The sequence below is a fragment of the Klebsiella spallanzanii genome, assembly GCF_902158555.1.
In the GTDB taxonomy this organism is placed as follows: Bacteria; Pseudomonadota; Gammaproteobacteria; order Enterobacterales; family Enterobacteriaceae; genus Klebsiella; species Klebsiella spallanzanii.
In genome coordinates this window covers 278,099-302,477 of sequence record NZ_CABGGS010000045.1, presented here as the reverse complement: position 1 = coordinate 302,477, position 24,379 = coordinate 278,099, and the positions used below count along the sequence as shown (strand labels likewise).

23 protein-coding genes and 1 pseudogene are annotated in these 24,379 nt (G+C 52.9%); 15 read left to right on the top strand and 9 right to left on the bottom strand.

Going from position 1 to position 24,379, the window contains the following annotated elements; all coding sequences use genetic code 11:
• The first annotated feature begins 144 nt into the window (after window positions 1–144).
• The 13 genes from ecpR (FN082_RS26070) (at window position 145) to ecpA (FN082_RS26010) (ending at window position 15,254) form a co-directional block, all read left to right on the top strand.
• Window positions 145–687 carry an ECP biosynthesis operon DNA-binding transcriptional regulator EcpR gene (gene ecpR / locus FN082_RS26070; RefSeq protein ID WP_139541222.1) on the top strand — a complete coding sequence of 181 codons (543 nt, stop codon included), beginning with the start codon at window positions 145–147 and terminating at the stop codon, window positions 685–687.
• A 152-nt stretch (window positions 688–839) separates the two neighbouring features.
• Window positions 840–1,427: a common pilus major fimbrillin subunit EcpA gene (ecpA, locus tag FN082_RS26065; RefSeq protein WP_142982638.1), complete on the top strand. Its 588-nt coding sequence runs from the start codon at window positions 840–842 to the stop codon at window positions 1,425–1,427.
• A gap of 59 nt (window positions 1,428–1,486) precedes the next feature.
• Entirely contained in the window at window positions 1,487–2,155 is a 669-nt protein-coding gene (locus FN082_RS26060; protein WP_142982637.1) for an EcpB family pilus assembly chaperone, read from the top strand.
• 25 nt (window positions 2,156–2,180) lie between these two features.
• The gene (locus FN082_RS26055; RefSeq protein ID WP_139541225.1) at window positions 2,181–4,706 is read left to right on the top strand and encodes a fimbrial biogenesis outer membrane usher protein; all 2,526 of its coding nucleotides are present in this window, start codon (window positions 2,181–2,183) and stop codon (window positions 4,704–4,706) included.
• A gap of 19 nt (window positions 4,707–4,725) precedes the next feature.
• Window positions 4,726–6,339 (top strand): fimbrial adhesin EcpD, encoded by a 1,614-nt coding sequence (ecpD, locus tag FN082_RS26050; RefSeq protein ID WP_235892156.1) that lies wholly within the window; start codon window positions 4,726–4,728, stop codon window positions 6,337–6,339.
• Window positions 6,308–7,012 (top strand): fimbria/pilus periplasmic chaperone, encoded by a 705-nt coding sequence (locus FN082_RS26045; RefSeq protein WP_139541227.1) that lies wholly within the window; start codon window positions 6,308–6,310, stop codon window positions 7,010–7,012. Before ecpD ends, FN082_RS26045 begins: the two co-directional genes overlap by 32 nt.
• Window positions 7,013–7,665: 653 nt before the next feature.
• A complete protein-coding gene (gene ecpR / locus FN082_RS26040; protein WP_139541228.1) occupies window positions 7,666–8,208 on the top strand; it encodes an ECP biosynthesis operon DNA-binding transcriptional regulator EcpR in 543 nt (180 codons plus the stop codon).
• 105 nt (window positions 8,209–8,313) lie between these two features.
• Window positions 8,314–8,919 (top strand): common pilus major fimbrillin subunit EcpA, encoded by a 606-nt coding sequence (gene ecpA / locus FN082_RS26035; RefSeq protein ID WP_139541229.1) that lies wholly within the window; start codon window positions 8,314–8,316, stop codon window positions 8,917–8,919.
• A 66-nt stretch (window positions 8,920–8,985) separates the two neighbouring features.
• Complete coding sequence (locus FN082_RS26030; protein WP_139541230.1) at window positions 8,986–9,654, top strand: EcpB family pilus assembly chaperone; 669 nt, start codon at window positions 8,986–8,988, stop codon at window positions 9,652–9,654.
• Window positions 9,655–9,679: 25 nt separating this feature from the next.
• Window positions 9,680–12,205 carry a fimbrial biogenesis outer membrane usher protein gene (locus tag FN082_RS26025; RefSeq protein WP_139541231.1) on the top strand — a complete coding sequence of 842 codons (2,526 nt, stop codon included), beginning with the start codon at window positions 9,680–9,682 and terminating at the stop codon, window positions 12,203–12,205.
• The gene (locus FN082_RS26020; RefSeq protein WP_142982635.1) at window positions 12,195–13,850 is read left to right on the top strand and encodes a hypothetical protein; all 1,656 of its coding nucleotides are present in this window, start codon (window positions 12,195–12,197) and stop codon (window positions 13,848–13,850) included. Before FN082_RS26025 ends, FN082_RS26020 begins: the two co-directional genes overlap by 11 nt.
• Window positions 13,819–14,520, top strand: coding sequence for a fimbrial biogenesis chaperone (locus tag FN082_RS26015; RefSeq protein ID WP_139541233.1), 702 nt, complete (start codon window positions 13,819–13,821; stop codon window positions 14,518–14,520). The genes FN082_RS26020 and FN082_RS26015 overlap by 32 nt, the downstream gene beginning before the upstream one ends.
• Before the next feature lie 119 nt (window positions 14,521–14,639).
• Window positions 14,640–15,254 carry a common pilus major fimbrillin subunit EcpA gene (gene ecpA, locus FN082_RS26010; protein WP_139541234.1) on the top strand — a complete coding sequence of 205 codons (615 nt, stop codon included), beginning with the start codon at window positions 14,640–14,642 and terminating at the stop codon, window positions 15,252–15,254.
• Between the two features lie 158 nt (window positions 15,255–15,412).
• On the opposite strand, the gene FN082_RS26005 is transcribed toward ecpA (FN082_RS26010), so the two are convergent.
• From FN082_RS26005 to FN082_RS25990, 4 genes are read right to left on the bottom strand one after another with little or no spacing between them, the layout of a single operon-like run.
• Window positions 15,413–16,096: an amino acid ABC transporter permease gene (locus tag FN082_RS26005; protein WP_142982634.1), complete on the bottom strand. Its 684-nt coding sequence runs from the start codon at window positions 16,094–16,096 to the stop codon at window positions 15,413–15,415.
• Window positions 16,086–16,838, bottom strand: coding sequence for an amino acid ABC transporter permease (locus FN082_RS26000; RefSeq protein WP_185932162.1), 753 nt, complete (start codon window positions 16,836–16,838; stop codon window positions 16,086–16,088). Before FN082_RS26000 ends, FN082_RS26005 begins: the two co-directional genes overlap by 11 nt.
• Window positions 16,835–17,653: an amino acid ABC transporter ATP-binding protein gene (locus FN082_RS25995; protein ID WP_139541236.1), complete on the bottom strand. Its 819-nt coding sequence runs from the start codon at window positions 17,651–17,653 to the stop codon at window positions 16,835–16,837. The genes FN082_RS26000 and FN082_RS25995 overlap by 4 nt, the downstream gene beginning before the upstream one ends.
• A 14-nt stretch (window positions 17,654–17,667) precedes the next feature.
• Entirely contained in the window at window positions 17,668–18,477 is an 810-nt protein-coding gene (locus tag FN082_RS25990) for an ABC transporter substrate-binding protein (RefSeq protein WP_110273847.1), read from the bottom strand.
• Between the two features lie 711 nt (window positions 18,478–19,188).
• Between FN082_RS25990 and FN082_RS25985 the strand changes: the two genes are divergently transcribed.
• Window positions 19,189–19,365: a hypothetical protein gene (locus tag FN082_RS25985; RefSeq protein ID WP_142982633.1), complete on the top strand. Its 177-nt coding sequence runs from the start codon at window positions 19,189–19,191 to the stop codon at window positions 19,363–19,365.
• Between the two features lie 107 nt (window positions 19,366–19,472).
• On the opposite strand, the gene FN082_RS25980 is transcribed toward FN082_RS25985, so the two are convergent.
• Genes FN082_RS25980 through FN082_RS25960 form a run of 5 tightly spaced genes read right to left on the bottom strand, consistent with a single transcriptional unit; the run spans window position 19,473 to window position 24,005 of the window.
• Window positions 19,473–20,168 carry an ABC transporter ATP-binding protein gene (locus tag FN082_RS25980; protein ID WP_139541237.1) on the bottom strand — a complete coding sequence of 232 codons (696 nt, stop codon included), beginning with the start codon at window positions 20,166–20,168 and terminating at the stop codon, window positions 19,473–19,475.
• Window positions 20,161–20,943: an ABC transporter ATP-binding protein gene (locus tag FN082_RS25975; RefSeq protein ID WP_142464396.1), complete on the bottom strand. Its 783-nt coding sequence runs from the start codon at window positions 20,941–20,943 to the stop codon at window positions 20,161–20,163. The genes FN082_RS25980 and FN082_RS25975 overlap by 8 nt, the downstream gene beginning before the upstream one ends.
• Window positions 20,930–21,979, bottom strand: a complete 1,050-nt coding sequence (locus tag FN082_RS25970) for a branched-chain amino acid ABC transporter permease (RefSeq protein ID WP_139541239.1) — start codon at window positions 21,977–21,979, stop codon at window positions 20,930–20,932. The genes FN082_RS25975 and FN082_RS25970 overlap by 14 nt, the downstream gene beginning before the upstream one ends.
• Entirely contained in the window at window positions 21,979–22,878 is a 900-nt protein-coding gene (locus FN082_RS25965) for a branched-chain amino acid ABC transporter permease (RefSeq protein WP_112214060.1), read from the bottom strand. The genes FN082_RS25970 and FN082_RS25965 overlap by 1 nt, the downstream gene beginning before the upstream one ends.
• A gap of 20 nt (window positions 22,879–22,898) precedes the next feature.
• On the bottom strand, window positions 22,899–24,005 hold the full coding sequence (locus tag FN082_RS25960) for an ABC transporter substrate-binding protein (protein WP_180349664.1): 1,107 nt from the start codon (window positions 24,003–24,005) through the stop codon (window positions 22,899–22,901).
• A 180-nt stretch (window positions 24,006–24,185) separates the two neighbouring features.
• On the opposite strand from FN082_RS25960, the pseudogene FN082_RS30285 reads away from it, so the two are divergent.
• A pseudogene (locus FN082_RS30285) lies at window positions 24,186–24,266 on the top strand (hypothetical protein); the annotation flags it as partial.
• Window positions 24,267–24,379: the final 113 nt, after the last annotated feature.

Here is a 24,379-nt window from a genome sequence, read left to right as displayed (position 1 = left end):
CTTTGTCTCAAGCCATACTACTTTGGGATTTTATATTGGATATATGTAAAAGAGGGAATTTGCTGACTTAGACTTTGCAGGCCTGGGCTATCAGCAGTGTTGTGATACGTTCGAGATTTCCAGGACTATGGGGTTTAACTTTATATGGAATATAAATATTCTTTAGATCAGTGTATCTGGCCCGCACGTGACAGCTATTTTATGAAAGGGCTATCTGAACTTATTTTGGATATTGATAGTTTAATCTATTTGCCTCTTGAAAAAGTACGTCGGGAATTTGTTTTTATTAATCTTAGTGCTAGCTCTCTAAATTATTTTATTCGATGCGATAGTGAATGGTTAGCGGAAATGAAAGGGAAGCAGATAGTGCTTATCGCCGCAAGGCGTTCTGAAGCCCTGGCTAACTATTGGTATTACAATGGTTCAATTCGTGGCGTGGTCTACGCTGATTTGACCAAAGACATTCGTCAAGAACTGGCTTATGTGATTAATGGTCGTTTTTTGCGTAAAGATATAAAGAAAGAGAAAATCACCAACAGGGAAATGCAAATAATTCGCATGACGGCGCAGGGAATGCATCCGAAATCCATTGCCAAAATTGAAAATTGTAGTGTCAAAACGGTTTATACCCATCGGAGAAATGCCGAAGCGAAACTGTATTCAAAGATATATAAGTTAGCGCTCTAACTAATCGTAAGGGTTATTTAGGAAATCGCGCACCAGGCTGTTTTACCCAAAAGAGTTTATGCCACAGCATATCTATGTGGCCTGAATTATGGCGGGAAATGCGCACAGAAGTGGGACATCAGGTCTCTAATTAAACTCAGGAAGAAAATGCTATGAAAAAAAAGGTTCTTGCAATTGCTCTGGTAACCGCGTTTGCCGGTATGGGTGTCGCTCAGGCAACTGACGTTACTGCTCAGGCAGTCGCGACCTGGTCCGCAACCGCCAAAAAGGATACTACCAGCAAGCTGGTCGTCACTCCGCTGGGCAGCCTGGCTTTCCAGTATGCTGAAGGGATTAAAGGTTTTAACTCTCAGAAAGGTCTGTTTGATGTAGCAATCGAAGGTGATACCACCGCGACTGGCTTCAAACTGACTTCTCGTCTGATCACTAACACCCTGACTCAGTTGGATACCTCAGGTTCCACCCTGAACGTAGGCGTTGACTACAACGGTGTAGCTGTCGAAAAAGGTGCCGACACTCCTATGATCGACACCGCTGCTGGCACACTGGGTGGTAACCTCAGCGCGCTGTCTACCGGCTATAACGTTGCTGGTCGCACCACTGCGCAGGACGGTTTCACGTTCTCCATCATCAGCGGTACCACCAATGGTACTACGAACGTGACTGATTACAGCTCACTGCCGGAAGGTATCTGGAGCGGTGACGTCAGCGTTCAGTTTGACGCAACCTGGACCAGCTGATCCTCGCGTAGCATCAGGCAGGGGGGCCTCCCCTGCCTGCTTTCAAGGACTGAATTCATATGAAAAAACACATTCTGGCCATCGGCCTGTTGCTTAGCGGTATGACGCCAGCCCTGGCGCTGGATGTGGGCGATATCTCTTCATTTATGAACAGCGACAGCAGCACGCTGAGTAAAGAGATCAAGAATACGACCGACAGCGGTCGCTTAATTAACATACATCTGGAACGCCTCACCTCTCCCCTGGATGGCGGCAAAGTGATCCCGATGGATAAGCAAGACGAGGTTTTACTGACCCCGGCCAGCCTGCTGCTGCCCGCGAAGGCCAGCGACGTGATCCGCTTTTTCTATAAAGGTCCGGCGGATGACAAAGAGCGCTATTACCGCATCGTCTGGTTTGATCAGGCGTTAAGCGATGCCCAGCGCAACGGAGCGACTCGTAGTGCGGTGGCGACGGCTTCAGCGCGCATTGGCACCATCCTGGTTGTGGCCCCGAGAAAGGCGAACTTCCGCTACCAGTATGCGGACGGGAAGCTGGTGAATACCGGCAACGCCACGCTGCGTATTCTTGCCTACGGCCCGTGCCTGAAAGCGGCGGATGGCAAGGAATGCAAAGAAAACTACTTTCTGATGCCGGGGAAAGAACGCCGTTTTACGCGCGTCAATGTGGCTGACAAAAAAGGACGGGTCGCGCTCTGGCAGGGCGAGCAGTTTGTTCCCGTGAAATAGACATTTGTGCTGACGGATCAAGACTATGCCTCTACCAGGGATCTCCCCAGGATTAAAAAAACTCCTTGCCTCCGGCATGGTCATTTTGCTGGTTCCGCTCAGCGCTACCGCCGCGGCCGATAAAGTACAACAAATCGGCGGCGTGATTATTCCCCAGGCCTTCAGTCAGGCTCTACAGGACGGGATGAGCATCCCGCTGTTTATCCACCTTGAAAGTAGCACCGGTACTCAGGACGATCAGCGGATCGGCAACGCCTTTATCTGGCTTGATGACGGTACGTTGCGCGTGCGGCAGATTCAGCTGGAGGAAAATGATAATAACGCCACGGTGAGCGAGCAGACTCGCAAACAGCTGACCGCGCTGGCCAATGAAGCCTTCAGCAAAGACCTCAAAATCAACCTGACCGAAGATGCCCTGCTGCAGCTTAGTCTGCGTCAGCTGCTGCTGCAGCTGGTGGTGAAAAAAGCGGCGCTGGGTACCGTGCTGCGCTCGCGCAGCGAAGATATCGGCCAGTCCAGCGTCGACAAAATAAGCAGTACCCTGAACTATAACCTCGGTGTCTATAACAATCAGATGCGCAACGGCGGCAATAACACCTCCAGTTATCTGTCGCTGAACAATGTCACCGCACTGCGCGAACATCACGTTGTGCTGGACGGCTCGCTGTACGGCATTGGCTCCAGCAACCAGGACAGCGAAGTTTACAAGGCGATGTACGAGCGGGATTTCGCCGGTCACCGTTTTGCCGGCGGGATGCTGGATACCTGGAATTTACAGTCTCTTGGCCCGATGACCGCCATTTCTGCGGGGAAAATCTACGGCGCCTCCTGGGGGAACCAGGCCAGCTCAACGGTCTTCGATAACACTCAATCGGCCACGCCAGTAGTGGCTTTTTTACCGGCAGCCGGGGAGGTTCATTTGACCCGTGACGGGAGGCTGATGAGCGTACAGAACTTCGCCATGGGTAACCACGAAGTGGATACCCGCGGCCTGCCGTACGGGATTTACGATGTTGAAGTTGAAGTGATTGTGAACGGCCGGGTGGTCAGTAAACGTACCCAGCGCGTGAACAAATTATTTAGCCGTGGGCGCGGGGCCGGGGCACCGCTGGCATGGCAGTTGTGGGGCGGCAGCTTTCATATGGATCGCTGGTCTGCGGACGGGAAGAAGACGCAGCCGGCGAAAGACAGCTGGCTGGCTGGCGCGTCGGCCTCCGGTTCACTCAGTACCTTCAGCTGGGCCGCGACCGGTTACGGCTACGACAATAACGCCGTGGGTGAGACGCGCCTGACGCTGCCGCTGACGGAATCCATCAACGTTAACCTGCAAAATATGCTGGCCAGCGACAGCTCCTGGAGCAGCGTCGGCAACATCAGCGCCATGCTGCCCGGCGGCTTTAGTTCCATCTGGGTCAACCAGGAAAAAACGCAGATTGGTGACAAAATCCGCCGTAGCAACGCCGATAACCGGGCGATTGGCGGCACCCTGAATATGAATGCGCTGTGGTCGAAGCTGGGTACCCTTAGCATCAGCTATAACGACGATCGTCGTAATAACAGCCACTACTACACGGCCGACTACTACCAGACGCTCTATACCGGAGCGTGGGGATCAATGGGGCTGCGCGCGGGGATCCAGCGTTTTAATAACGGCAACAGTAGCGCGAACACGGGAAAATATATCGCTCTCGACTTCTCGCTGCCGCTCGGAAACTGGTTCAGCGCCGGGATGACCCACCAGAACGGCTATACCATGGCCAACCTGTCGGCGCGTAAGCAGTTTAATGAAGGCAGCATTCGCACTATTGGGGCGAATATTTCGCGGGCGATTTCTGGCGATACCGGCGATGACAAAACCCTCAGCGGCGGGGCGTATGCGCAGTTTGATACCCGTTACTCGACCGGCACTTTAAACGTGAACAGCGGCGCGGACGGTTATGTGAACACTAACCTGACCGCCAACGGCAGCGTGGGCTGGCAGGGGAAAAACATTGCCGCCAGCGGGCGCACCGATGGCAACGCGGGGGTGATTTTCAATACCGGTCTTGAGGATGACGGCAAGCTGAGTGCCAAAGTGAACGGTCGCATCGTGCAGCTCTCCGGTAAACGTAATTACCTTCCGCTGTCGCCGTACAGCCGTTATGAGATTGAATTACAGAACAGCAAAAACTCGCTCGACAGCTACGACATCGTGACCGGGCGCAAGAGCCGGATGACCCTGTATCCGGGCAACGTGGCGGTCATTGAACCGGAAGTGAAGCAAATGGTGACGGTGTCCGGGCGTATCCGCGCCGAAGACGGCACGCTGCTGGCCAATGCGCGCATTAATAACCATATCGGTCGAACCCGTACCGATGAGAAGGGTGAATTTGTGATGGATGTGGATAAAAAATACCCGACCATCGATTTCAGTTACGGCAAAAACCAGAGCTGTGAAGTGGCGCTGGAGCTGAGCCAGGCGCGCGGCGCGGTGTGGGTGGGCGATGTGGTCTGCAGCGGCCTTGCGACCTATGCCAGCGTGCAGCCGACAGGAGAAGGTAATGAGAGCTAAGTGGTTAGCATGTTTAGTGATGTTGACGGCGGCGCTGTGCGTGTCGCGGGTTCATGCAGCGGTGACGAAAACCGTCTGGAGCGATGCACCTGCCATGCAGTTCGTGTTCGTTGAAAACAACTCGGATGATAACTTTTTTGTGACCCCCGGCGGTGCGAGGGATCCGCGAATGACCGGGGCGAACCGCTGGACCGGGCTAAAATATACTGGTTCAGGGACCATTTACCAGCAGAGCCTGGGCTATATTGATAACGGATATAACACACCGCTCTATGCTAACTGGAAGTTTGATATGTGGCTGGAAAACTCCCCTGCATCCGGCCCGCTGAGCGGTCTGCGCTGTATTAACTGGTATTCGGGTTGCGATATGGTGACCAGCCTGATCTTGCCGCAAACCACCGATGCCAGCGGTTTTTATGGTGTAACGGTGCCAACCGGTGCACAAAAGTGGATGCACGGCATGATGACCGATGCCTTCTATCAGTATCTTCAGCAGATGTCGGTGGGCAGCAGCTTCTCGATGACCATCAACGCTTGCCAGACCTCGGTGAACTATGACGCCAGCAGCGGTGCTCGCTGCAAAGATCAGGCATCAGGAAGCTGGTACGTGCGTAAGGTGACCCATACCAAAGCGGCAAATCTGAAATTGATTAACACGAATGCTCTGGCGGAGGTCTTTATTAACAGTGATGGAGTACCTACGTTAGGTGAGGGCAATGCTGATTGCCGGACGCAGACTATCGGAACCCGTTCCGGGCTGGCTTGTAAAATGGTGAACTATAATCTGCAGCATAATGGCCTGAGCAACATATACATTCATATTTTCCCGGCGATCAGCAATTCAGCGCTGGCCTCTGCGGTAGGGATTTATGATATGCAGTTCAGCCTGGATGGTAGTTCATGGAAACCCGTTAACGGCATAGCCCAGTACTATACATTCAATGAGATGAAGTCCTCTGACTCAATCTACGTTTTCTTCTCAAGTAACTTTTTTAAGCAGATGGTGGCGCTGGGGATTAGCGATGTTAACACCAAAGATCTGTTTAATTTCCGTTTCTATAATACCGATGTGCCAGAATCGGGGTGGTATGAGTTTTCTACCTCTAACACGCTGATTATCAAACCGCGTGATTTCAGTATCAGCATTATTTCTGATGAATACACAACCACACCAACGCGTGAAGGGTATGTGGGCAGCGGTGAGCCATCACTGGACTTCGGCTATATTGTTACCACCAGCGGTAAAACCGCCGCTGATGAAGTGCTGATTAAGGTGACGGGGCCGACGCAGGCTATTGGCGGACGTTCATACTGTATTTTCAGCTCACCGGACGGGGTCACAAAGGTACCTTTCCCGGCGATGCTGGCGTTTACCACCCAGTCCGGGACAACCAAAACTTATGATGCCGGCTGCGATGATACCTGGCGCGATATGACCGACGCATTGTGGCTGAGTACGCCGTGGACCGATATTTCCGGGGAGACCGGGGTGATGGACAAAACGACGGTGAAGTTTTCCATTCCGATGGATGATGCGATATCACTGCGTACGGTGGATGATAACGGCTGGTTTGGTGAGGTGAGCGCTTCAGGAGAAATTCATGTTCAGGCGACATGGCGTAACATTAATTAATTTACTGCGGATGCTCGTCTGCCTACTGTCGCTGGGGGCCGCGTCTGTGGCCCAGGCGATTTCCGTCGGCAATTTAACCTTTTCGCTGGCGGCGGAAGATAATTTCGCATCTAAACGGGTCATTAATAACAATAAGAGCGCACGCCTGTATCGGGTCTCTATTGTCGGTATCGACCGACCGGGCGGCAAAGAGGTGCGTTCGCGTCCGGCGGACGGTGAGCTGCTGTTTGCCCCGCGCCAGCTAACTTTACAGGCCGGCGAGAGCGAATATTTTAAGTTTTATTATCACGGCCCGAAGGATAATCGCGAGCGCTACTACCGGGTTTCATTTCGTGAAATCCCGACCCGAAATTACGTGATGCGCAATAACAGTGGGACCGAGGTGAGTATGGACCCGGTGGTGGTGATGGACACCATTCTGGTCGTTCGTCCGCGCCAGGTTAATTTCAAATGGGCCTACGATCGCGCCGCCGGTACCGTCAGCAATACCGGGAATACCTGGTTTAAGCTGTTGATCAAGCCTGGGTGCGATACGACGGAAGAGGAAGGAGATGCATGGTATTTACGGCCCGGCGACGTTGTCCGCCAGGCTACGCTGCGCCAGCCAGGGAACCACTACATTATCTATAACGATAAATTTATCAAAATGACCAAAGATTGCCCGGTAAAGTAGCCGGGCAATCTTCGGTGAAAGTTATTTTTTTCCTCAATAATCATTATCTCCTCGCCGTTTTAGAGTGATGTTGGCTCTTTATTTCTCTATTTGTGATATAAACACTGTTGTCCGTTTGTTAATGGAATGAAATTGTGTTTTCATATTCGTGATTTATATTCTATATCATGCCCGAATAATTCATGGTAATTGTGTTTTTGTTTTGTTTTATTTGTTTGGATTATTTGTTTGGGTTATTTGTTTGTTTTTACAGGAAAAATCTTAATATGTTAGGGTAATAATCCTGGGTTATATAGGATATAAGATGATTTCATTTTTTATAATACATTTAACGTTTTGATTTTTATGGTTTTATTTGCCTTTTTCCATTTGCGTTCTTTTAGTTTTTCTAAATGATACTGTTATTTTAATTTAGCTGTCCTAAGTTAAAGTATGTGAATTCACATTTAGCTCTTTATCATATTGACTCATGTTAATTAAGAACATACCTTCTTAAAGGTCGAGTTTATATTGTATTAAGCTATTTTTACTTTTGGTGGATATTATACGTTACATCTATATTTTATTTCTCTTTTAAGTCGTTGAGATTTCCCAGTATACGTCATATTTCCATTGGCAAAATGGAAGTGTCATGGACGAGGGGTGCTTGATTTATGGACTATCAAATTGATTTGCGGCCATGCATTTGGCCAAAGGATGACTGCTATTTTGTTGATGGATTGTCTGAAATTATTTTTGAGATCAAAGATCTGATTTATCCTTCTCTTGAGAAAGTACGAGAGGATTTTGTTTTTATTAATGTTAGCCATAAGTTTATGAACCACTTTATCAGCGAGGAATGTCATTGGTTGAGGCGAGTAGAAAAAAAACAGGTTGTATTAGTCGCCGCTACCAGACTGGAAGCTCTGGCTAATTATTGGTATTTCAATAGCCAGGCCTTGGGTGTGGTCTACACCGGTTCATCGCAGAGTATCCGCTATGAATTAGCACGGGTAATAAATGGTCGGTTTTTACGTGCTGATATAAAAAAAGGCTGGATAACAAAAAAAGAGATGCAGGTTGTTGGCCTGTTAGCAAAAGGGATGCAGCCAAAATTAATTGCCAAGATACAGAACTGTAGTGTTAAAACTGTTTATACCCATCAGCATAATGCTGAGATGAAACTGTATTCCAAGATAAATCGAATGGCCATTTAACATTTTCACTATTGATTTGACCGTTGTTATTGAATTTGCGCATTAATGAATAATGCGCATGGACGTGGGGCATTGTGCCCTTAATTTTACTCAGGATGAAATATTATGAATAAAAAGATTATTGCCGTTGCTCTGGTAGCAGCATTCTCTGGTATGGGCGCAGCACACGCGGTTGATACGACTGCGCAGGCAGTTGCAACCTGGTCCGCCACGGCGAAAAAAGACACAACCAGCAAGCTGGTTGTCACTCCGCTGGGCAGCCTGGCATTCAACTACTCAGAGGGCGTCAAGGGCTTTAACACTCAAAAAGGCCTGTTTGATGTCACCATCGCTGGCGATACCGCTGCAACGGGTGGCTTTAAGCTGACTTCCCGTCTGGTCAGTAACACTCTGACCCAATTGGATACTTCAGGTTCAACTCTGGACGTTGGCGTGGCTTATAACGGCGTTGCCGTTGAGAAAAATGCCGATACCAAAATGATCGATACTGCGGCTGGCATTCTGGGCGGTAACCTCAGCGCACTCTCGACTGGCTATAACCAAACTACCCGCACCAGCGCGCAGGATCTCTTCACTTTCTCCATCATCAAAGGTACCACTGACGGTTCAACAGCTGTGTCTGACTACAGCACGCTGCCGGAAGGGATCTGGAGTGGTGACGTCAGCGTTCAGTTTGATGCGACCTGGACGACTGCCGCAGTTACTCCGTAAGTTAAATTTACCTATTACACCAGGCCGGGGGATATTTCCCCCGCCTTTTTCACGGATGGAATTCTTATGAAACATCGCATTCTGGCCCTCGGCCTGTTTCTCTGCGTAATTCCGCCGACCCAGGCGCTTGATGTTGGTGATATCTCCTCGTTTATCAACAGCGAAGCCAGCGTGCTGAGCAAAGAAATTAAAAATACCACCGACAGCGGACGGCTGATCAATATTCACGTTGAACGCCTGACCTCGCCGCTGGAAGGAGGAAAAGTTATCCCAATGGAGAGCAAAGAAGAGCTTTTGCTGACGCCTGCCAGCCTGCTGCTGCCGGCACAATCCAGCGAATCGATTCGCTTTTTCTATAAAGGTCCGATGGATGAAAAAGAGCGCTATTACCGCATCGTCTGGTTCGATCAGGCCTTAAGCGATGCCCAGCGCAATGGCGGTACTCGCACCGCAGTGGCCACGGCATCTGCCCGTATCGGCACCATTCTGGTTGTTGCGCCTCGCAAGGTGAATTTCCGCTACGAGTACAGCGACGGAAAGCTGGTGAATAACGGTAACGCCACGCTACGCATTCTTGCCTACGGCCCGTGCCTGAAGGCAACTGACGGCAAAGAGTGTAAAGAGAGCTACTTCCTGATGCCTGGAGATAATCGTCGTTTTACCCGCGTCAATGTCGCGGATAAAAAAGGGCGGGTTGCGCTCTGGCAGGGCGAGCAGTTCGTGCCCGTAAAGTAACTGTCTAATATAAGCGGATAAGGATATGCCCTCATTTTGGAACGCCTCTACCCAGCGAACGATCCTTGCCTCCGGTTTGGTTATTTTTTTCGTTCCTTTTAGCGTTAAAGCAGATCACGAACCGGTACGACAGATTGGCGGCGTGATTATTCCCCAGGCCTTTGGTCTGGCGCTGCGTGACGGAATGAGTATCCCGCTGTTTACCCACCTCGAAGGTAGCTCTGGCACCCAGGATGATCAGCGTCTCGGTAGCGCTTTTATCTGGCTGGATAATGGCTCATTGCGGATCCGTCAGATCCAACTGGAAGAAAAAGAAGAGAATGCGGCGCTCAATGCGGCGACCCGTCAGCTGCTGACGGAGGTGGCGAATGCTCCCTTTAGCAACGAGTTGCGTATTCCCCTGACGCCGGATGCCCGGCTACAGTTCGACCTACGACGCCTGTTGTTGCAGCTGGTAGTGAAAAAAGAAGCGTTGGGCACCGTACTGCGTTCGCGCAGTGAAGATATCGGTCAGTCCAGCGTCAACAAAATCAGCAGCACCCTGAACTATAACCTCGGGGTGTATAACAATCAGATGCGTGGCGGCGGCAACAATACGTCCAGCTATTTGTCCTTGAATAGCGTTAGCGCCCTGTGCGAACACCATATTGCGCTTGATGGATCGGTTTACGGTGTCGGTACCAGCAACCAAAACAATCAGCTGTATAAAGCAATGTATGAACGAGATTTTTCTGGCCACCGCTTCGCCGCCGGAATGCTGGATACCTGGAATCTACAATCGCTGGGGCCGATGACCGCTGTTTCGGCAGGGAAAATTTACGGTGCCTCGTGGGGTAATCAGGCCAGTTCGACGGTGTTTGATAACACCCAGTCGGCGACGCCGGTAGTGGCTTTTTTATCTGCTGCGGGGGAAGTGCACCTATCGCGTGATGGGCGGCTGTTGAGCGTACAGAACTTCGCCATGGGTAACCATGAAGTGGATACCCGCGGGCTACCGTACGGGATTTACGATATTGAAGTGGAAGTGATAGTCAACGGCCGTTCGGTCAGTAAACGCACTCAGCGAGTCAACAAATTGTTCAGCCGGGGACGCGGAGCCGGTGCGCCGCTGGCCTGGCAGTTCTGGGGCGGCAGCTTCCATATGGACCGCTGGTCGCAGAGCGGCAGAAAAACGCAGCCCGCGAAAGATAGCTGGCTGGCGGGCGTTTCGGCATCGGGATCGTTGAATACCCTCACCTGGGCGGGGTCGTTCTACGGTTATGATACCAGCGCCGTGGGGGAAACGCGTTTTAGTCTGCCGCTTGCGAGCGCGGTTAGCATCAATATACAGAACATGTTTGCCAACGATGGTTCCTGGAGCAGCATCGGTAGCGTCAGCGCCACGCTCCCCGGCGGTTTTAGTTCCATTTGGGTTAACCAGGAAAAAACGTCGATCGGCGATACGTTGCGGCGCAGCGATGCCGATAACCGGGCGATTGGTGGATCGCTAAACCTGGGTTCTCTGTGGTCAAAGCTGGGCACTTTCAGCCTCAGCTACAACGACGACCGTCAGAACAACAGCCACTATTACACTGCCGATTATTACCAGACGATTTACAGCGGCGCTTTCGGCTCGCTGGGGCTGCGTGCGGGGATCCAGCGCTTTAATAATTCAGGTAATAACAACAATACTGGCAAATATATCGCGCTTGACCTCTCTCTGCCGCTCGGCAACTGGCTCAGTGGCGGGATGTCGCATCAAAACGGTTACACAACGGCCAACCTGTCAGCGCGTAAACGCTTTAATGAAGGAACGATCCGCACCATCGGCGCCAACGTGTCACGGGCGGTCTCTGGTAATACCGGGGATGATAAAACCCTGAGTGGTGGGGCGTATGCGCAGTTTGAGACGAGTTATGCCAACGGCACGCTGAACGTGAACAGTGGGGCGGACGGCTATGTGAACACCAACCTGAATGCCAGCGGCAGCGTAGGCTGGCAGGGGAAAAACATTGCCGCCAGCGGCATGAGCGAAGGCAATGCGGGGCTGATTCTGAACACCGGTCTGGAGGATGACGGCAAGCTAAGCGCAAAGGTCAACGGGCGGATTTTCCCGCTCTCCGGCAAGCGCAACTATCTGCCGTTGTCGCCGTATAGCCGGTATGAAGTGGAACTCCAAAACAGTAAAAACTCGCTGGATAGCTACGACATCGTGAGCGGGCGTAAAAGCCGCCTGACGCTCTATCCGGGCAATGTGGCGGTGATTGAGCCGGAAGTGAAGCAGATGGTGACGGTGTCCGGGCGTATCCGCGCCGAAGACGGCACGCTGCTGGCCAACGCCAGCATCAGTAACCACATTGGCCGTACCCGCACGGATGAAAAAGGCGAATTCATTATGGATATAGATAAGAAATTCCCGACAATCGACTTCAGCTACGGCTCAGACCAGCGCTGTGAAGTGGAGCTGGAGCTGAGTATGGCGCGTGGCGCTGTTTGGGTCGGTGACGTGGTGTGTAACGGGTTAAAAACGTATGTAGGCGTATCGTCAACTGGAGAACGAAATGAAAGCTAACTGGTTGATGCTGTTATTGGTGGTGAATGTTATACAGGGAATATCCAGAGGAGAAGCTGCAGTCAAATTAGTTCAATCTGACAGAACAGGGGAATTTATCTTTATTGAAAATAATATCGATAATAGCTTCTTTGTGACCACCCGAAGTGAAACCTATCCTGTCATGGGGGGCGCTAATCGCTGGAGTAGTAACTTACTAGCAGCAGATCAAAAGATTTTAGGTTATATAGCCTCTCGTGATTCTTGGGTGAGTTCGTCTTTAGCGATGACAGATATGTGGTTGGAAGAGTCTCCGGTTTTATCCCCGTTACTTGGTCTTCCCTGTAATATCGGATCATCAGGTTGTAATAGCTCGACCTCGACTATACCTGGAGCAGTCACTGATGCGAAAGGTTATTATGGGATTAAATATTCCAGGAATGATGGCCGAATGTTGCGCATAGGCGGAACCATGTCGGATCCTTTTTACCTGTATTTGCAACAAATGCCGGTAGGAAGCAATTTCTCGATGAAAATTAATGAATGCTCATCGACGAATTCTTATAATGTGACTGCGGGGGAACGCTGTTCGGGTAAAGGCTGGCGTTGGATTGAAACCAATTTTACTTATACTAAAGGCGCTCATTTAACGCTGATCAACACCGGTAACGTCGATGATGTACTTATTAATACCGACGGTGTTCCGGAACCTGGAGAGGGGAATTTTAACTGTCATACACAGACTATTGGCTCAAAGTCAGGTCTTGCCTGCAAGGTGGTTAGCTATAATCTACAGACTAATGGTTTGAGTAATTCATTAATCCGTTTTCATCCTGTATTTAAATCATCGATATATGGTGACGTTTATTGGAGTGACATGTATTTTAGCTTGGATAAGGTTACGTGGAAGCAAGCGAGCAGAGCTGAGTCGACAACTTATTATACCTTTGATGAGATGAAGGAATCTAATTCGATTTATGTTTTCTTTGCTGATGGCTTTTTCAAGAAAATGCTGAATTCAGGTATTAGAGATATTAATAGTCGCGAGCTTTTTTATTTTAAGATTATCAATAACCTCATTCAGGAAACTGCCACAAGCCCCGGCGGTGGCAAAATATATGATTTTTCCACCTCCAACACAATTATGATTAAACCTCGAGAGTTCAGCCTCAGTATTACTTCTGATGAGGGGAGTAGCGCCTTATCGAATGAAGGCCGCGTGGGTAGCGGGGAACCTTCGCTGGATTTTAATTATATTGTCACCACCACAGGGAAAACCGCCGCCGATATTGTATTGATTAAGGTAAAGGGGCCGACGATAGCCATCGATGGGCGTTCGTACTGTATTTTCAGTTCATCAGATAATTCGATAAAGGTACCTTTCCCGGCTACTCTGGAATTTACCACCAGAGACGGGATGCCCAAAATCTACGATGTCGGGTGTGATAATGACTGGCGGGTTATGAGTGATGCATTGTGGGTCAGTTCTGCCTGGAACGATCCTTTCGGGAGCACAGGGGTAATGAATAAGACCAGAGTAAAGTTTTCTATTCTAATGAATGAGGCTATTTCAAGGAAAAAGCTGACAAGTTTGGAAGACTGGTATGGCGATGTCAGTGCTTCAGGAGAGGTTTATGTTCAGGCGATATGGCGTGATGTTAATTAATCGACTTCTGGTTGTCTGTGCATTAGTACTGTGTCTGCCATCAGTGAGCCAGGCGATTTCGGTTGGTAATCTGACCTTTTCGCTGGCGGCGGAAGATGAGTTCGCCGCTAAGCGGGCAGTGAATAACAATAAAAGCGCGCGACTGTACCGGGTCTCTATTGTCGGTATCGATCGACCGGGCGGTAAAGAGGTGCGTTCACGTCCGGCGGACGGCGAGCTGCTGTTTGCGCCGCGCCAGTTAACCTTGCAGGCGGGAGAGAGCGAATATTTTAAGTTTTACTACCATGGCCCGAAGGATAATCGCGAGCGCTATTACCGGGTCTCTTTTCGTGAAATTCCTACTCGTAACCATATTATGCGGAATGCTTCCGGCGCGGCGATCAGTATGGACCCGGTGGTGGTGATGGACACTATTCTGGTCGTTCGTCCACGCCAGGTTAATTTCAAATGGGCTTACGATCGCGCGGAGGGCACCGTCAGCAATACCGGCAACACCTGGTTTAAGTTGCTAATAAAACCAGGCTGCGACACGACGGAAGAGGAGGGAGATGCATGGTATTTACGGCCCGGTGACGTTGTCCGTCAGGCTACTCTGCGCCAGACAGGGAACCACTACATCATCTATAACGAGAAATTTATTAAAATGACGAACGATTGCCCGTCGAAATAGCCGGGAGATATCAGGAAAGTGAGTCAACTTTAGCTAAAACGGTCTGTTTCTATCATTAATAATTAATACGCATGGAAGTAGGGTGATGCGCCCTTAATATTTACTCAGGACGAAATATTATGAATAAAAAAATGATGGCAGTTGCTCTGGTCGCTGCGTTGTCTGGTATGGAGGCTACCCAGGCTGCTGACGTTAGCGATCAGGCTATTGCCACCTGGTCAGCCACGGCGAAAAAAAATACTACCAGTAAGCTTGTTGTTACCCCGTTGGGCAGTCTGTCGTTTAAGTACGCAGAAGGTACCAAAGGTTTTAACACTCAAAATGGGCTTTTTGATGTCAGTATCAAGGGCGACATGCTTGCCACAAGCTTTAAGCTGACTTCCCGTCTGGTCTCCAATACTCTGACTCAGTTGGACTCCTCGGGCTCAACTCTAAGCGTGGGGGTCGCTTATAACGGTGTTGGCGTTGAGAAAACAACGGATACTCTGATGATCGACACTGAGTCTGGCATGATGGGCGGTAACCTTAGCGCGCTGTCTGCCACATACGATCGACCCGGTCGCACGAGTGCGCAGGATTCCTTTACCTTCTCCATCATCGCGGGTACGACTGACGGCTCCACGCCGGTGAATGACTACAGCGAACTGCCGGAAGGAGTCTGGAGCGGTGATGTCAGCGTACAGTTCAACGCGACCTGGACTCTCTACACTCTACCTGCGGGAAACATATTTTAATCCGTTAATTTTTTCGGTCACGCCTGGTCGGGGGGAGTTTCCCCCGACTTTTGTCCCGGTGGGATTTTTATAAAAATACATTTCCGATCATCGACCAATTCCTCTGCGTAATCCAGTATATCGATACAGGTTTGGCGGTTGTAAAAGAGCGTAGCGATTTACCCGCCAGCTTTCGCATACCGACGATTGGCCAGCAGACTCAGGCTGCAGCACAGCAAATAATAAACCGCGCCGGTAAAAACAAAAATCGCCAGCGGGTAGATCTGCACCCGGTTATTGACCTGCCCGGCGACGGTGGTCAGCTCCGGCACGTTGACGATAAAGGCCAGCGAGGTGTCTTTGAGCAGGCCGATAAATATCCCGACCAGCGACGGCTGCACGTTGCGTAAAGCCTGCGGCAGTAAGATCAGGCGCAGCGTCTGTCCGGGTGCAAACCCCTGCGTCAGCGCGGCTTCATACTGCCCGTGAGGCAACGATTGCAGTCCCGCCAGCACCGAGTGCATCACCGAGGCGGCGGTAAACCACGCCAGCGCTACCGTGACGGTCACCGCCCCCGGCAGGTCGCTGCCGGTGAGCATCGGCAGCAGATACCACAGCCAGAAAATCACGAAAATCAGCGGGATGCCGCGAATAATCTCCGCCCACAGAAATAATAAGCGCCGCACGATCCCGCCGTAGCGCCAGGCGATACCCGCCAACAGCACCCCGCCGGGCAGCGCCAGCGCGGCGGCGCCGATAGCCATCAGCAGCGTCAGCACCACGCCGCCGGGAATACCGTCCGCCAGCCGTCCCCACAGCAGATAGTCGAGGTTATCGACAATCACCGCCAGATTAGCGTTCATACCCGGCTCTCCTTTGCTGATGTCTTCCCGGACCAAGGCGCGTCAGCGCCATTCCCATGACTACGCCAAGCGCCAGATACAGCACGGTGCCGACGGCAAAGGCCTCCAGCGCATGGGCGTTGTAGCTCTCGATTTGCCGTACCTGATAGGTGAGTTCGGCAAAACCGATGCCGCTTGCCAGCGAAGAGAGCTTCATCAGGTTCAAATACTGGCCAATAATCGGCTGCCAGGCGTTAGCCAGCCCCTGCGGCAGCAGAATGTGGCGCAGCTCCTGCCAGGGCGTGAACCCCTGCGACAGCGCCGCCTCCCGCTGACCGTGGCTGACGGCGCGCATCCCGGAGGCGATCTCCTCAATCAGAAACGCCGAGGTAAAGACCCCAAGCCCCCACATCGAGCAGAGAAACTCCGGCGTCAGCCACCACACGTTGCCTGGCAGAATCGACCAGCTATGATCATCGTTGATAAAATCCCGTGCCCCCAGCGGTAGCAGATTCCAGGCAGCGAAATACCAGAACAGTAGTTGGACCAGCAGCGGCGTATTGCGAAACAGCGAAACCCAGGCCGCCACCAGCCACCGTCCCGGTCGACCACCGCCGAGGCGCAGCGCCAGCAGCACGATAGCCAGCGCGGTTGCCAGAATCATCCCGGCGACGCTCACCCAGACGGTGGTGAGAAAACCGGAGATTATCCACTGCAGCGGCTGCCCGCTCAGCACGCCATGCCAGTCGAGATGCGGGATCACGCTTCACTCTCCTGGTGCAGCGGGTCGAGCACCTTTTGCAGAAAACGGCGGGTGCGGGCGTGCTGCGGTCGGGCGAAGAACTCGGCCGGCGGCGCGACTTCGAGAATATCGCCGCCGTCGATAAACACCACCCGGTCGGCAATCTCGCGGGCGAACTGCATTTCGTGCGTCACCACCACCATGGTGATCCCGCTATGGGCGAGGTTTTTCATGACCTGTAGTACTTCGCCGATCATCTCCGGATCGAGCGCCGACGTGGGTTCATCGAACAGGATGATCTGCGGCGAGGAGGCGAGGGCGCGGGCGATAGCTACCCGCTGCTGCTGACCGCCGGAGAGCTGCGCGGGCATCTGCTGCGCCTTATCTTCGAGACCAACCTGGCTGAGCAGCGCTAACGAGCGCTCGCGGGCGGCGCTTTTACCCCAGCCGTGCACCCGCTCCAGCGCGAGGGTAATATTCTCCTGCGCCGTCAGGTGGGCGTAGAGATTAAACTGCTGAAAAACAAAACCGACCCGGCTGCGCAGCTGGCGCAGGGCGCTGCCGGTGAGCTGGCGCGTCGGTTTGCCGTCGATCAAGATCTCGCCACCGCTGAGGGATTCAAGCTGGTTGATCAGGCGGATCAGGGTTGATTTGCCCGATCCTGAAGGGCCGAGGATTGCCACCACTTCGCCGGGGTCGACCTGTAAATTAACGCCGTTCAGTACCCGATGATCGCCATAGCTTTTGGCGACATCGCGGAACTCAATACTGGCGTGCTGCAGATGCGAAAAATCCGCGGACGATGCCGCGGAGCGTGAAAATAGAGCCGATAACATAATGGATTTTCTGCTTATTTAGCTTCGATAGTAAAGGCGCGCGGCTGCGGGGTTTTGGTGCTCGGGCCAAACCAGACGTCGTAAATTTTGGCCGCTTCGCCGGATTTCTCCAGGTTTACCAGCTCGTCGTTCACGGCTTTCAGCAGGGCCGGTTCGCCTTTCTTCACGCCAACGCCTATCTCTTCTTTGCTCAGCAGGTCGGGGATGATTTTGAAATTAGCTTTATCCGGCGCTTCCGCCAGCAGCCCGGCGAGAATGGTGCTGTCCTGGGTGATGGCCTGCACGTTACCGTTGCGCAGGGCGGTCAGCGCCAGCGGAATATCGTCATAAGAGAGCACGCGAGATTGCGGGAAACGCTGATGCAGCGCCTGCTCGCCGGTGGTGCCTTTTACCGCGCCGATGCGTGCTTTGCTGTAGTCGTCGAGTTTATCCGCTGATTTTGCCGGAACGAGGAACTGCTGGCCGGTCACAAAGTAAGGTGTTGAGAAATCAATGACCTGTGCACGTTCCGGAGTGATGGTGATGTCGGCGACGATCAGATCGGCTTTACCGGATTGCAGCAGCGGAATGCGGTTGGCCGGGTTAGTGGCGACCAGCTCCAGCTTAACGCCGAGAGATTTGGCCAGCGCTTCGGCGAAGTCCACGTCGTAGCCGACGATTTTATGCGTTTTCGGATCTACCGAGCCAAACGGCGGGTTGGCGTCGAAGGTGGCGACTTTGACCACCCCGGCGGCTTTGATATCGGCTAATTGATCGGCCTGAGCCTGCGCGGCGAGCACCAGAATGCCCAGCGCCAGCGCGATTTTTGTTTTTGCAATGCGCATAATTTATCCCCTGAATCCCTGTTTTGTTTTGTGTTAATCACGCTCCCACAAATTGACCGTCTGCGGCAAAGAAGAAAAAGTTCTTATCTATAACGAAAAAGAACTTAACAAAATTGTGGATATTGTTTATCCGGCTCTGTGCTACCAAACTGGGGACAAGTAGCCCGGACAGGTGCATAGCACCGCCTCCGGGAGATATTCCGTTAGCTATTGGTATCTTTCTGAAACCATAAGACTCGCAGCGATGCCCTGGAACCCGCTGAAATCGGCGAACCGGAGGTCGGAAGACAAGGGCTGGCCGCCAGGGATGGCGGACAGAGGCGAATCGAGACAGGCCGTCGAGTTGAGCCGACCGCAGGCTGAGGACCGGGAGGTGAGCGCAGTGCGCAGCACCGATTTCTTTGCGGGGCCGCGGGGATTGTAAAGGGGGAGGCGGTTTTCTCCCCCCTTTACCCGTTCACGTTCCACGGTGATGCATTTTCTGCTGATTGAGGATGAACGGAACTCTTGCGCATAGTCCCGGAGGCGGCGCTTGACGCGCCTGTCCGGGCTACTCAGCTGGGGACAAGTAGCCCGCACCGCCTCCGGGGAGATCCCCTCACCCCTAATATGCGTCCCACAGAATTACAAATCAGGAATTGATATTTCCCGCTCGCCGTCAACTGTGGTTGAAATAGACACAAGCAAAACGCTTCCCGACGGAGGAGAAAAATGAAAGTGGCACTATGGCAACGCATCACGGGCTGGCTGGCTTCTTTATCCAGCAGTGAAGCCGGGCAGCAGGATAGCCAACGGATCATGGAGGCAATATTACCGGTCGCCAGTCTCTACGGAATTGACCTCGGTAACGTGGAAACAAGGTGGTTTCGTCATGATAAAACATACTGAGCGGCGCAGGACGCGTGAAGCCTACTGGAATGAGGTGTGCTTTGTGTAGCGCGAGGCTGTTTGCGGTTGCGGCGACGCAGGAAGCGATGCCGCAGCCCTGAACAGCTTTATCCCCCCAGATACATCCGCTTAATTTCCGGATTCGCCAGCACCTCCGGGGCCGGGCCGGAGAGCATAATCTTCCCATTCTCCAGCACATAGGCGCGATCGGCGATAGTCAACGCCGCCGTGGCGTTCTGCTCTACCAGCAGCACGGTAATATTCTCCTCCCGCAGCTGCTTTATCGTCGCGAACAGCTCGCCGACAATTTTCGGCGCCAGCCCGAGGCTTGGTTCATCAAGCATCAGTAAAACCGGTTCGCTCATTAACGCTCTGGCGATAGCCAGCATCTGCTGTTCGCCGCCGCTCATGGTGCCCGCCATCTGATTACGCCGCTCTTTGAGGCGGGGAAACAGGCTGTACATGCGATCGCGCAGGCGGGTAAATCCGGCGAGATTGTTGTAAGCCCCCATGCGCAGATTTTCTTCGATGGTCAGATTGGTGAAGATGCGCCGCCCTTCGGGGACCAGCGCCAGCCCCTTGCGTACAATTTGATGTGTCTGGCTGCGGGAGATATCCTCGTTGAGAAAATTAACGCGCCCCGTGGAGCGCACGAGGTTGACGATGCCGTTGAGGGTTGAGGTTTTCCCCGCGCCATTGCTGCCGATTAAGGTTACGATCTCCCGGTCGTTGATATCAATATCAACGCCTTTCAGCCCCTGAATCACACCGTAAAACACTTTTAATTCGCGCGCGCTAAGCATAACGGACGTCCCCCAGGTAAGCGGAAATCACCTCCGGATCCTCAATGGCTTCGGACATCAGGCCGCTGAACAGCGGTTTGCCGTACTCCAGCACCATCACCCGCTCGCACAGCTTGTTGACGAACGGCATGTCGTGCTCAATCAGCAGCACGCTGAGCTGGTAGTCGTCACGCATACGGAAGATCAGGTCCGCCAGATCTTCCGTCTCTTTCGGGTTCATCCCGGCGGCGGGTTCGTCCAGCAGCAATAATTTAGGCGACGTCGCCAGCGCGCGGGCGATCTCGACCTTACGCTGGTTGCCGTAACTGAGGTTAGTGGCCTGCATCTCGGCGAAATGGGCGATGCCGATATCGTCCAGAATCGCCATTGCCCTGGCTTTCGCCGCTCGTTCAGCGGGGAAATAGCGGCCAATATGCAGCGCCGCTTCCAGCAGCGAATAGCGGCTGGCGCTATCAAGGCCGACCATCACGTTTTCTAATACCGTCATCGAGTTAAACAGGCGGATATTCTGAAAGGTGCGGGCGATCCCGGCGTTGACCACCCGGTTCGGCTTCAGCCCTTTCAACGACTTCCCCGCCAGGGTCACGCTGCCGCTGGTCGGTTTATAGTTGGCGGTGATGACGTTGAACATGGTGGTTTTCCCCGCGCCGTTGGGGCCAATCAGGCCAAAAATTTCCGCCTCGTCGACGTGGAAACTGACGTTGTCGATAGCCCGCAGGCCGCCGAACTGCATGGTGATGTCCTGCACCTGCAAAATGACCTTATTTTGCGCCATAGCTGCGGCTCCTTTTGCCCACCTGCCAAATCTCTTTTTTGCCTAGCAGACCTTCGCGGGCGAACAGCATGATGATCAGCAGCAGCAGCGAGAACACCACCATTCGCAGTCCCGGATACGCCCCGAGATCGTGACCGAAGAACTGGAGCGGCTGGTCGAGAAAGCGCAGCCACTCGCCGCTGCCGACTACCAGCACGGTACCGAGCAGCGCGCCGGTGGTGCTGCCCAGACCGCCGAGCACGATAATAATCAGCAACTGGAAGGTGAGCATAAAGTCGAACAGGTTCGGCGATATGGTGGTCAGCAACGATGCCAGCAGGCCGCCGCCGATCCCTTCAAAGAAGGCGCTGGTGGCAAAAGCACAGGTTTTAATCCGAAATGTATTTACGCCCATGGCGATGGCGGCGTCTTCATCGTCGCGCACGGCTTTCATCATTCGCCCGTATTTTGACCACACCAGCTGCAAAATCATCCCGGTCGCCAGCAGAGCGAACAGCCCGCACCAGAACAGCAGATGCGGCTGTTGGGGGATATCGTTGAGGCCAATCGCGCCGTTGGTGATCTGCGGATTATTAATGGCGAGGATTTTAATAATAAAGCCGAAGCCGAGGGTGACGATCGCCAGGTAGTCGCCGCGTACGCGGAATACCGGGAAGGCAAGGCACACCGCCAGCGCCGCCGCGCACAGGCCGCTGATAAGCAACGCGGGCAGGAAACTGGCGTGCAGCACGAGGATCCACGGGCTGGGGGCGGCCATCTCAAACATATCCAGTTTGCTGTCACTGGAAAGGATCAGCAGAGCGGTGACGTAAGCGCCAACCGCCACAAAGCCGTTGGGCTCCAGCGACAGCTGGCCGGTGACGCCGTTGATCAGGTTGTAGCTGACCGCGAGGATCATAAAGACAAAAATGGTGCTGATGACGCGAATAATATAGTCGTTGAAGACCACGTTGATCCCGGCCAGCAGCGCAATGCAGATAACAATAATGACCAGGTTGCGCAGCTGCGCCCCGGCGGTCGTTGTCGCGTTGAGCATCAGAAACGGCTCCTTTCCAGACGTTCATCGCCCATAATGCCAACCGGGCGGAATAAGAGGACCAGAATCAAGAACATAAAGGCGAAGGCGTCTTTGTAGCCGCCCAGTTCGGGGAATAGCGCAACCGCGACCACTTCGGTAAAACCGAGAATAAAACCACCTAATACCGCGCCGGTGACGCTGCCTATTCCGCCAAGCACCGCGGCGGCGAAGGCTTTCAGGCCAATCAGCACGCCCATCAGCGGGTCGATGGTCGGATAGCTAATCGAGTAGAACACCCCGCCCAGCGCCGCGAGGCTGCTGCCGAGAGCGAACACCAGTGAGATAATACGGTTGGCGTCGATGCCCATCAGACGCACGGTATTGACGTCGAAAGCCACCGCGCGGATCGCCATTCCGTAGCGAGTGCGGTACAGCAGCCAGAGGATCGCCAGCAGCAGCAGAACGGTAATCAGCGGTACGATCCACGCCACGTTGGTGATAATAACGTCGCCAAAGGCGCGAGTGTTGTTGAAGAATTCCGGCGCAGCGAAGAAGCGCGAGCTGCCGCCAAACAGCACGTTGAACAGGTTTTCGAGGAAGAAGCTGACGCCGATGGCGGTGATCAGCATCGAGATTTTTGATGCCTGGCGCAGCGGACGGTAGGCCACCCGGTCGATAAGCATCCCGAACAGGCCGCACAGCGCGAGGGTCAGGAAAACGGCTACCCCGAAGGGTAGCCCAATAGAAGAAAATAAAAACAGGGTGGTAAACGCCCCGACCATCATGACGTCCGCATGGGCGAAGTTGATCAGGCGCAGCACCCCATAAACCATCGTATAGCCGATGGCAATCAGGGCGTACATGCCCCCAAGGCTCATTCCGTTGACCACTTGCTGGAGAAAAATGGCACCATCCATCTGATATCCCTTATAAAAACTTAAGGATTGACTACGGTACGGAACGCCAGCTTGCCATCTTTCACTTCGTTGATGACCGCGCTGCGGATAGCGTCGCCGTTTTGCAACGTCAGGGTGCCGGTCACGCCCTGGAAGTCCTTGGTGGCGCGAATTTTTTCGTTAACACAAACCCGGTCATGCGGGTCGCTGCACTGGTTCATGGCGTTGATAATGACGTTATACGCATCCGCCGCCATTGCGCCCCAGGTATGGGTCGGCTGCTGGTATTTCGCTTCCCAGGCTTTGATAAACACCTCGCCCGCTGGCGTTTGCTCTTTGGCGTTCGGCGAGTAGTAATCGGTGGTCATATAGCCGTTGACCGCATCTTTGCCGACGTCAAAAAAGACCTGATCCGCCGCCAGACCGTCGCCGCCGACCACCGGTTTGCTCAGCCCCAGCTGTTTCGCCTGCACGGCGATAAGCGCCCCTTCGGTGTAGTAAATCGGCATATAAATCATGTCGACGTTCTTCGCCTTCACGCTGGCCAACTGGGCTTTAAAGTCTTTGCTGCCGCCGGGAGCCTGAACTTCGATAGGAATGGTGCCGCCGTTTTTCAGGAACTGAGTGCGGAAGGCCTTCGCCAGGCCGACGGAGTAGTCGTTGCTGCTGTCGAAGACGATGGCGGCGGTTTTGGCTTTCAGGTCGCGGGAGGCGAGGTTTGCGCCAACCACGCCCTGGAAGCTGTCGGAGAAACAGACCCGGCTAACGTAAGGGTGGTTGCGGGTGACGCGGTCGTTGGTGGCGGTCGAGGAGACCAGCGGCGTCTTGCTGTCGTCGGCGATTTTGGTCATCGCCAGGGTATTGGAGGAGGTGACTTCGCCGATCACCGCGTCGACTTTATCGCTGGAAACCAGGCGCTGCATGGCGTTAGCGGCTTCGACCTTGTCGCTCTTATCGTCAATCACGATAAGTTTGACGGTATCGCCATTTTTTAATGTCGGGGTAATGCTCTGAATAATATCCAGCCCTTTTTGTGATGGCTGCCCGTAGCCGCTCAGCGCGCCGCTCAGCGGTAATACCACGCCGATTTTAATTTCAGCCGCCTGTGCGCTATTCGCCCCGATCAACGCGGCAACCAGCGTGGCCATTAAAGACGCTTTCCCGGAAAACTTGTTCATTGTTACCTCACCGTCGGTCGATTATTTATACCCTTCATACTTCAAGTTGCATGTGCGTTGGCTTTCCTCGCTCACCCCAGTCACTTACTAGAGTAAGCTCCTGGGGATTCACTGCGTCGCCGCCTTCCTGCAACTCGAATTATTTTGGGTATATCTTTAACTATCAATGACTGCATAACATTGAGAAATAATTCGCCACATGAGTTGGCGAATTATTGGCTGTTATTTTGAATAGATAACGAGATATATTTGGTATGCAGATTTACCTTACAACGTTCGTTTCATTTTTACTCATGCAATATTCTTATTACCTACAGGGGAAGGATATGAGATTGATGACAAAA

Coding starts and splice junctions, on each gene's coding strand:
- ecpR (WP_139541222.1), top strand. CDS start 145: ATGGAATATAAATATTCTTTAGATCAGTGTATCTGGCCCGCACGTGAC.
- ecpA (WP_142982638.1), top strand. CDS start 840: ATGAAAAAAAAGGTTCTTGCAATTGCTCTGGTAACCGCGTTTGCCGGT.
- FN082_RS26060 (WP_142982637.1), top strand. CDS start 1,487: ATGAAAAAACACATTCTGGCCATCGGCCTGTTGCTTAGCGGTATGACG.
- FN082_RS26055 (WP_139541225.1), top strand. CDS start 2,181: ATGCCTCTACCAGGGATCTCCCCAGGATTAAAAAAACTCCTTGCCTCC.
- ecpD (WP_235892156.1), top strand. CDS start 4,726: ATGTTGACGGCGGCGCTGTGCGTGTCGCGGGTTCATGCAGCGGTGACG.
- FN082_RS26045 (WP_139541227.1), top strand. CDS start 6,308: ATGTTCAGGCGACATGGCGTAACATTAATTAATTTACTGCGGATGCTC.
- ecpR (WP_139541228.1), top strand. CDS start 7,666: ATGGACTATCAAATTGATTTGCGGCCATGCATTTGGCCAAAGGATGAC.
- ecpA (WP_139541229.1), top strand. CDS start 8,314: ATGAATAAAAAGATTATTGCCGTTGCTCTGGTAGCAGCATTCTCTGGT.
- FN082_RS26030 (WP_139541230.1), top strand. CDS start 8,986: ATGAAACATCGCATTCTGGCCCTCGGCCTGTTTCTCTGCGTAATTCCG.
- FN082_RS26025 (WP_139541231.1), top strand. CDS start 9,680: ATGCCCTCATTTTGGAACGCCTCTACCCAGCGAACGATCCTTGCCTCC.
- FN082_RS26020 (WP_142982635.1), top strand. CDS start 12,195: ATGAAAGCTAACTGGTTGATGCTGTTATTGGTGGTGAATGTTATACAG.
- FN082_RS26015 (WP_139541233.1), top strand. CDS start 13,819: ATGTTCAGGCGATATGGCGTGATGTTAATTAATCGACTTCTGGTTGTC.
- ecpA (WP_139541234.1), top strand. CDS start 14,640: ATGAATAAAAAAATGATGGCAGTTGCTCTGGTCGCTGCGTTGTCTGGT.
- FN082_RS26005 (WP_142982634.1), bottom strand. CDS start 16,096: ATGAACGCTAATCTGGCGGTGATTGTCGATAACCTCGACTATCTGCTG.
- FN082_RS25995 (WP_139541236.1), bottom strand. CDS start 17,653: ATGTTATCGGCTCTATTTTCACGCTCCGCGGCATCGTCCGCGGATTTT.
- FN082_RS25990 (WP_110273847.1), bottom strand. CDS start 18,477: ATGCGCATTGCAAAAACAAAAATCGCGCTGGCGCTGGGCATTCTGGTG.
- FN082_RS25985 (WP_142982633.1), top strand. CDS start 19,189: ATGAAAGTGGCACTATGGCAACGCATCACGGGCTGGCTGGCTTCTTTA.
- FN082_RS25980 (WP_139541237.1), bottom strand. CDS start 20,168: ATGCTTAGCGCGCGCGAATTAAAAGTGTTTTACGGTGTGATTCAGGGG.
- FN082_RS25975 (WP_142464396.1), bottom strand. CDS start 20,943: ATGGCGCAAAATAAGGTCATTTTGCAGGTGCAGGACATCACCATGCAG.
- FN082_RS25970 (WP_139541239.1), bottom strand. CDS start 21,979: ATGCTCAACGCGACAACGACCGCCGGGGCGCAGCTGCGCAACCTGGTC.
- FN082_RS25965 (WP_112214060.1), bottom strand. CDS start 22,878: ATGGATGGTGCCATTTTTCTCCAGCAAGTGGTCAACGGAATGAGCCTT.
- FN082_RS25960 (WP_180349664.1), bottom strand. CDS start 24,005: ATGGCCACGCTGGTTGCCGCGTTGATCGGGGCGAATAGCGCACAGGCG.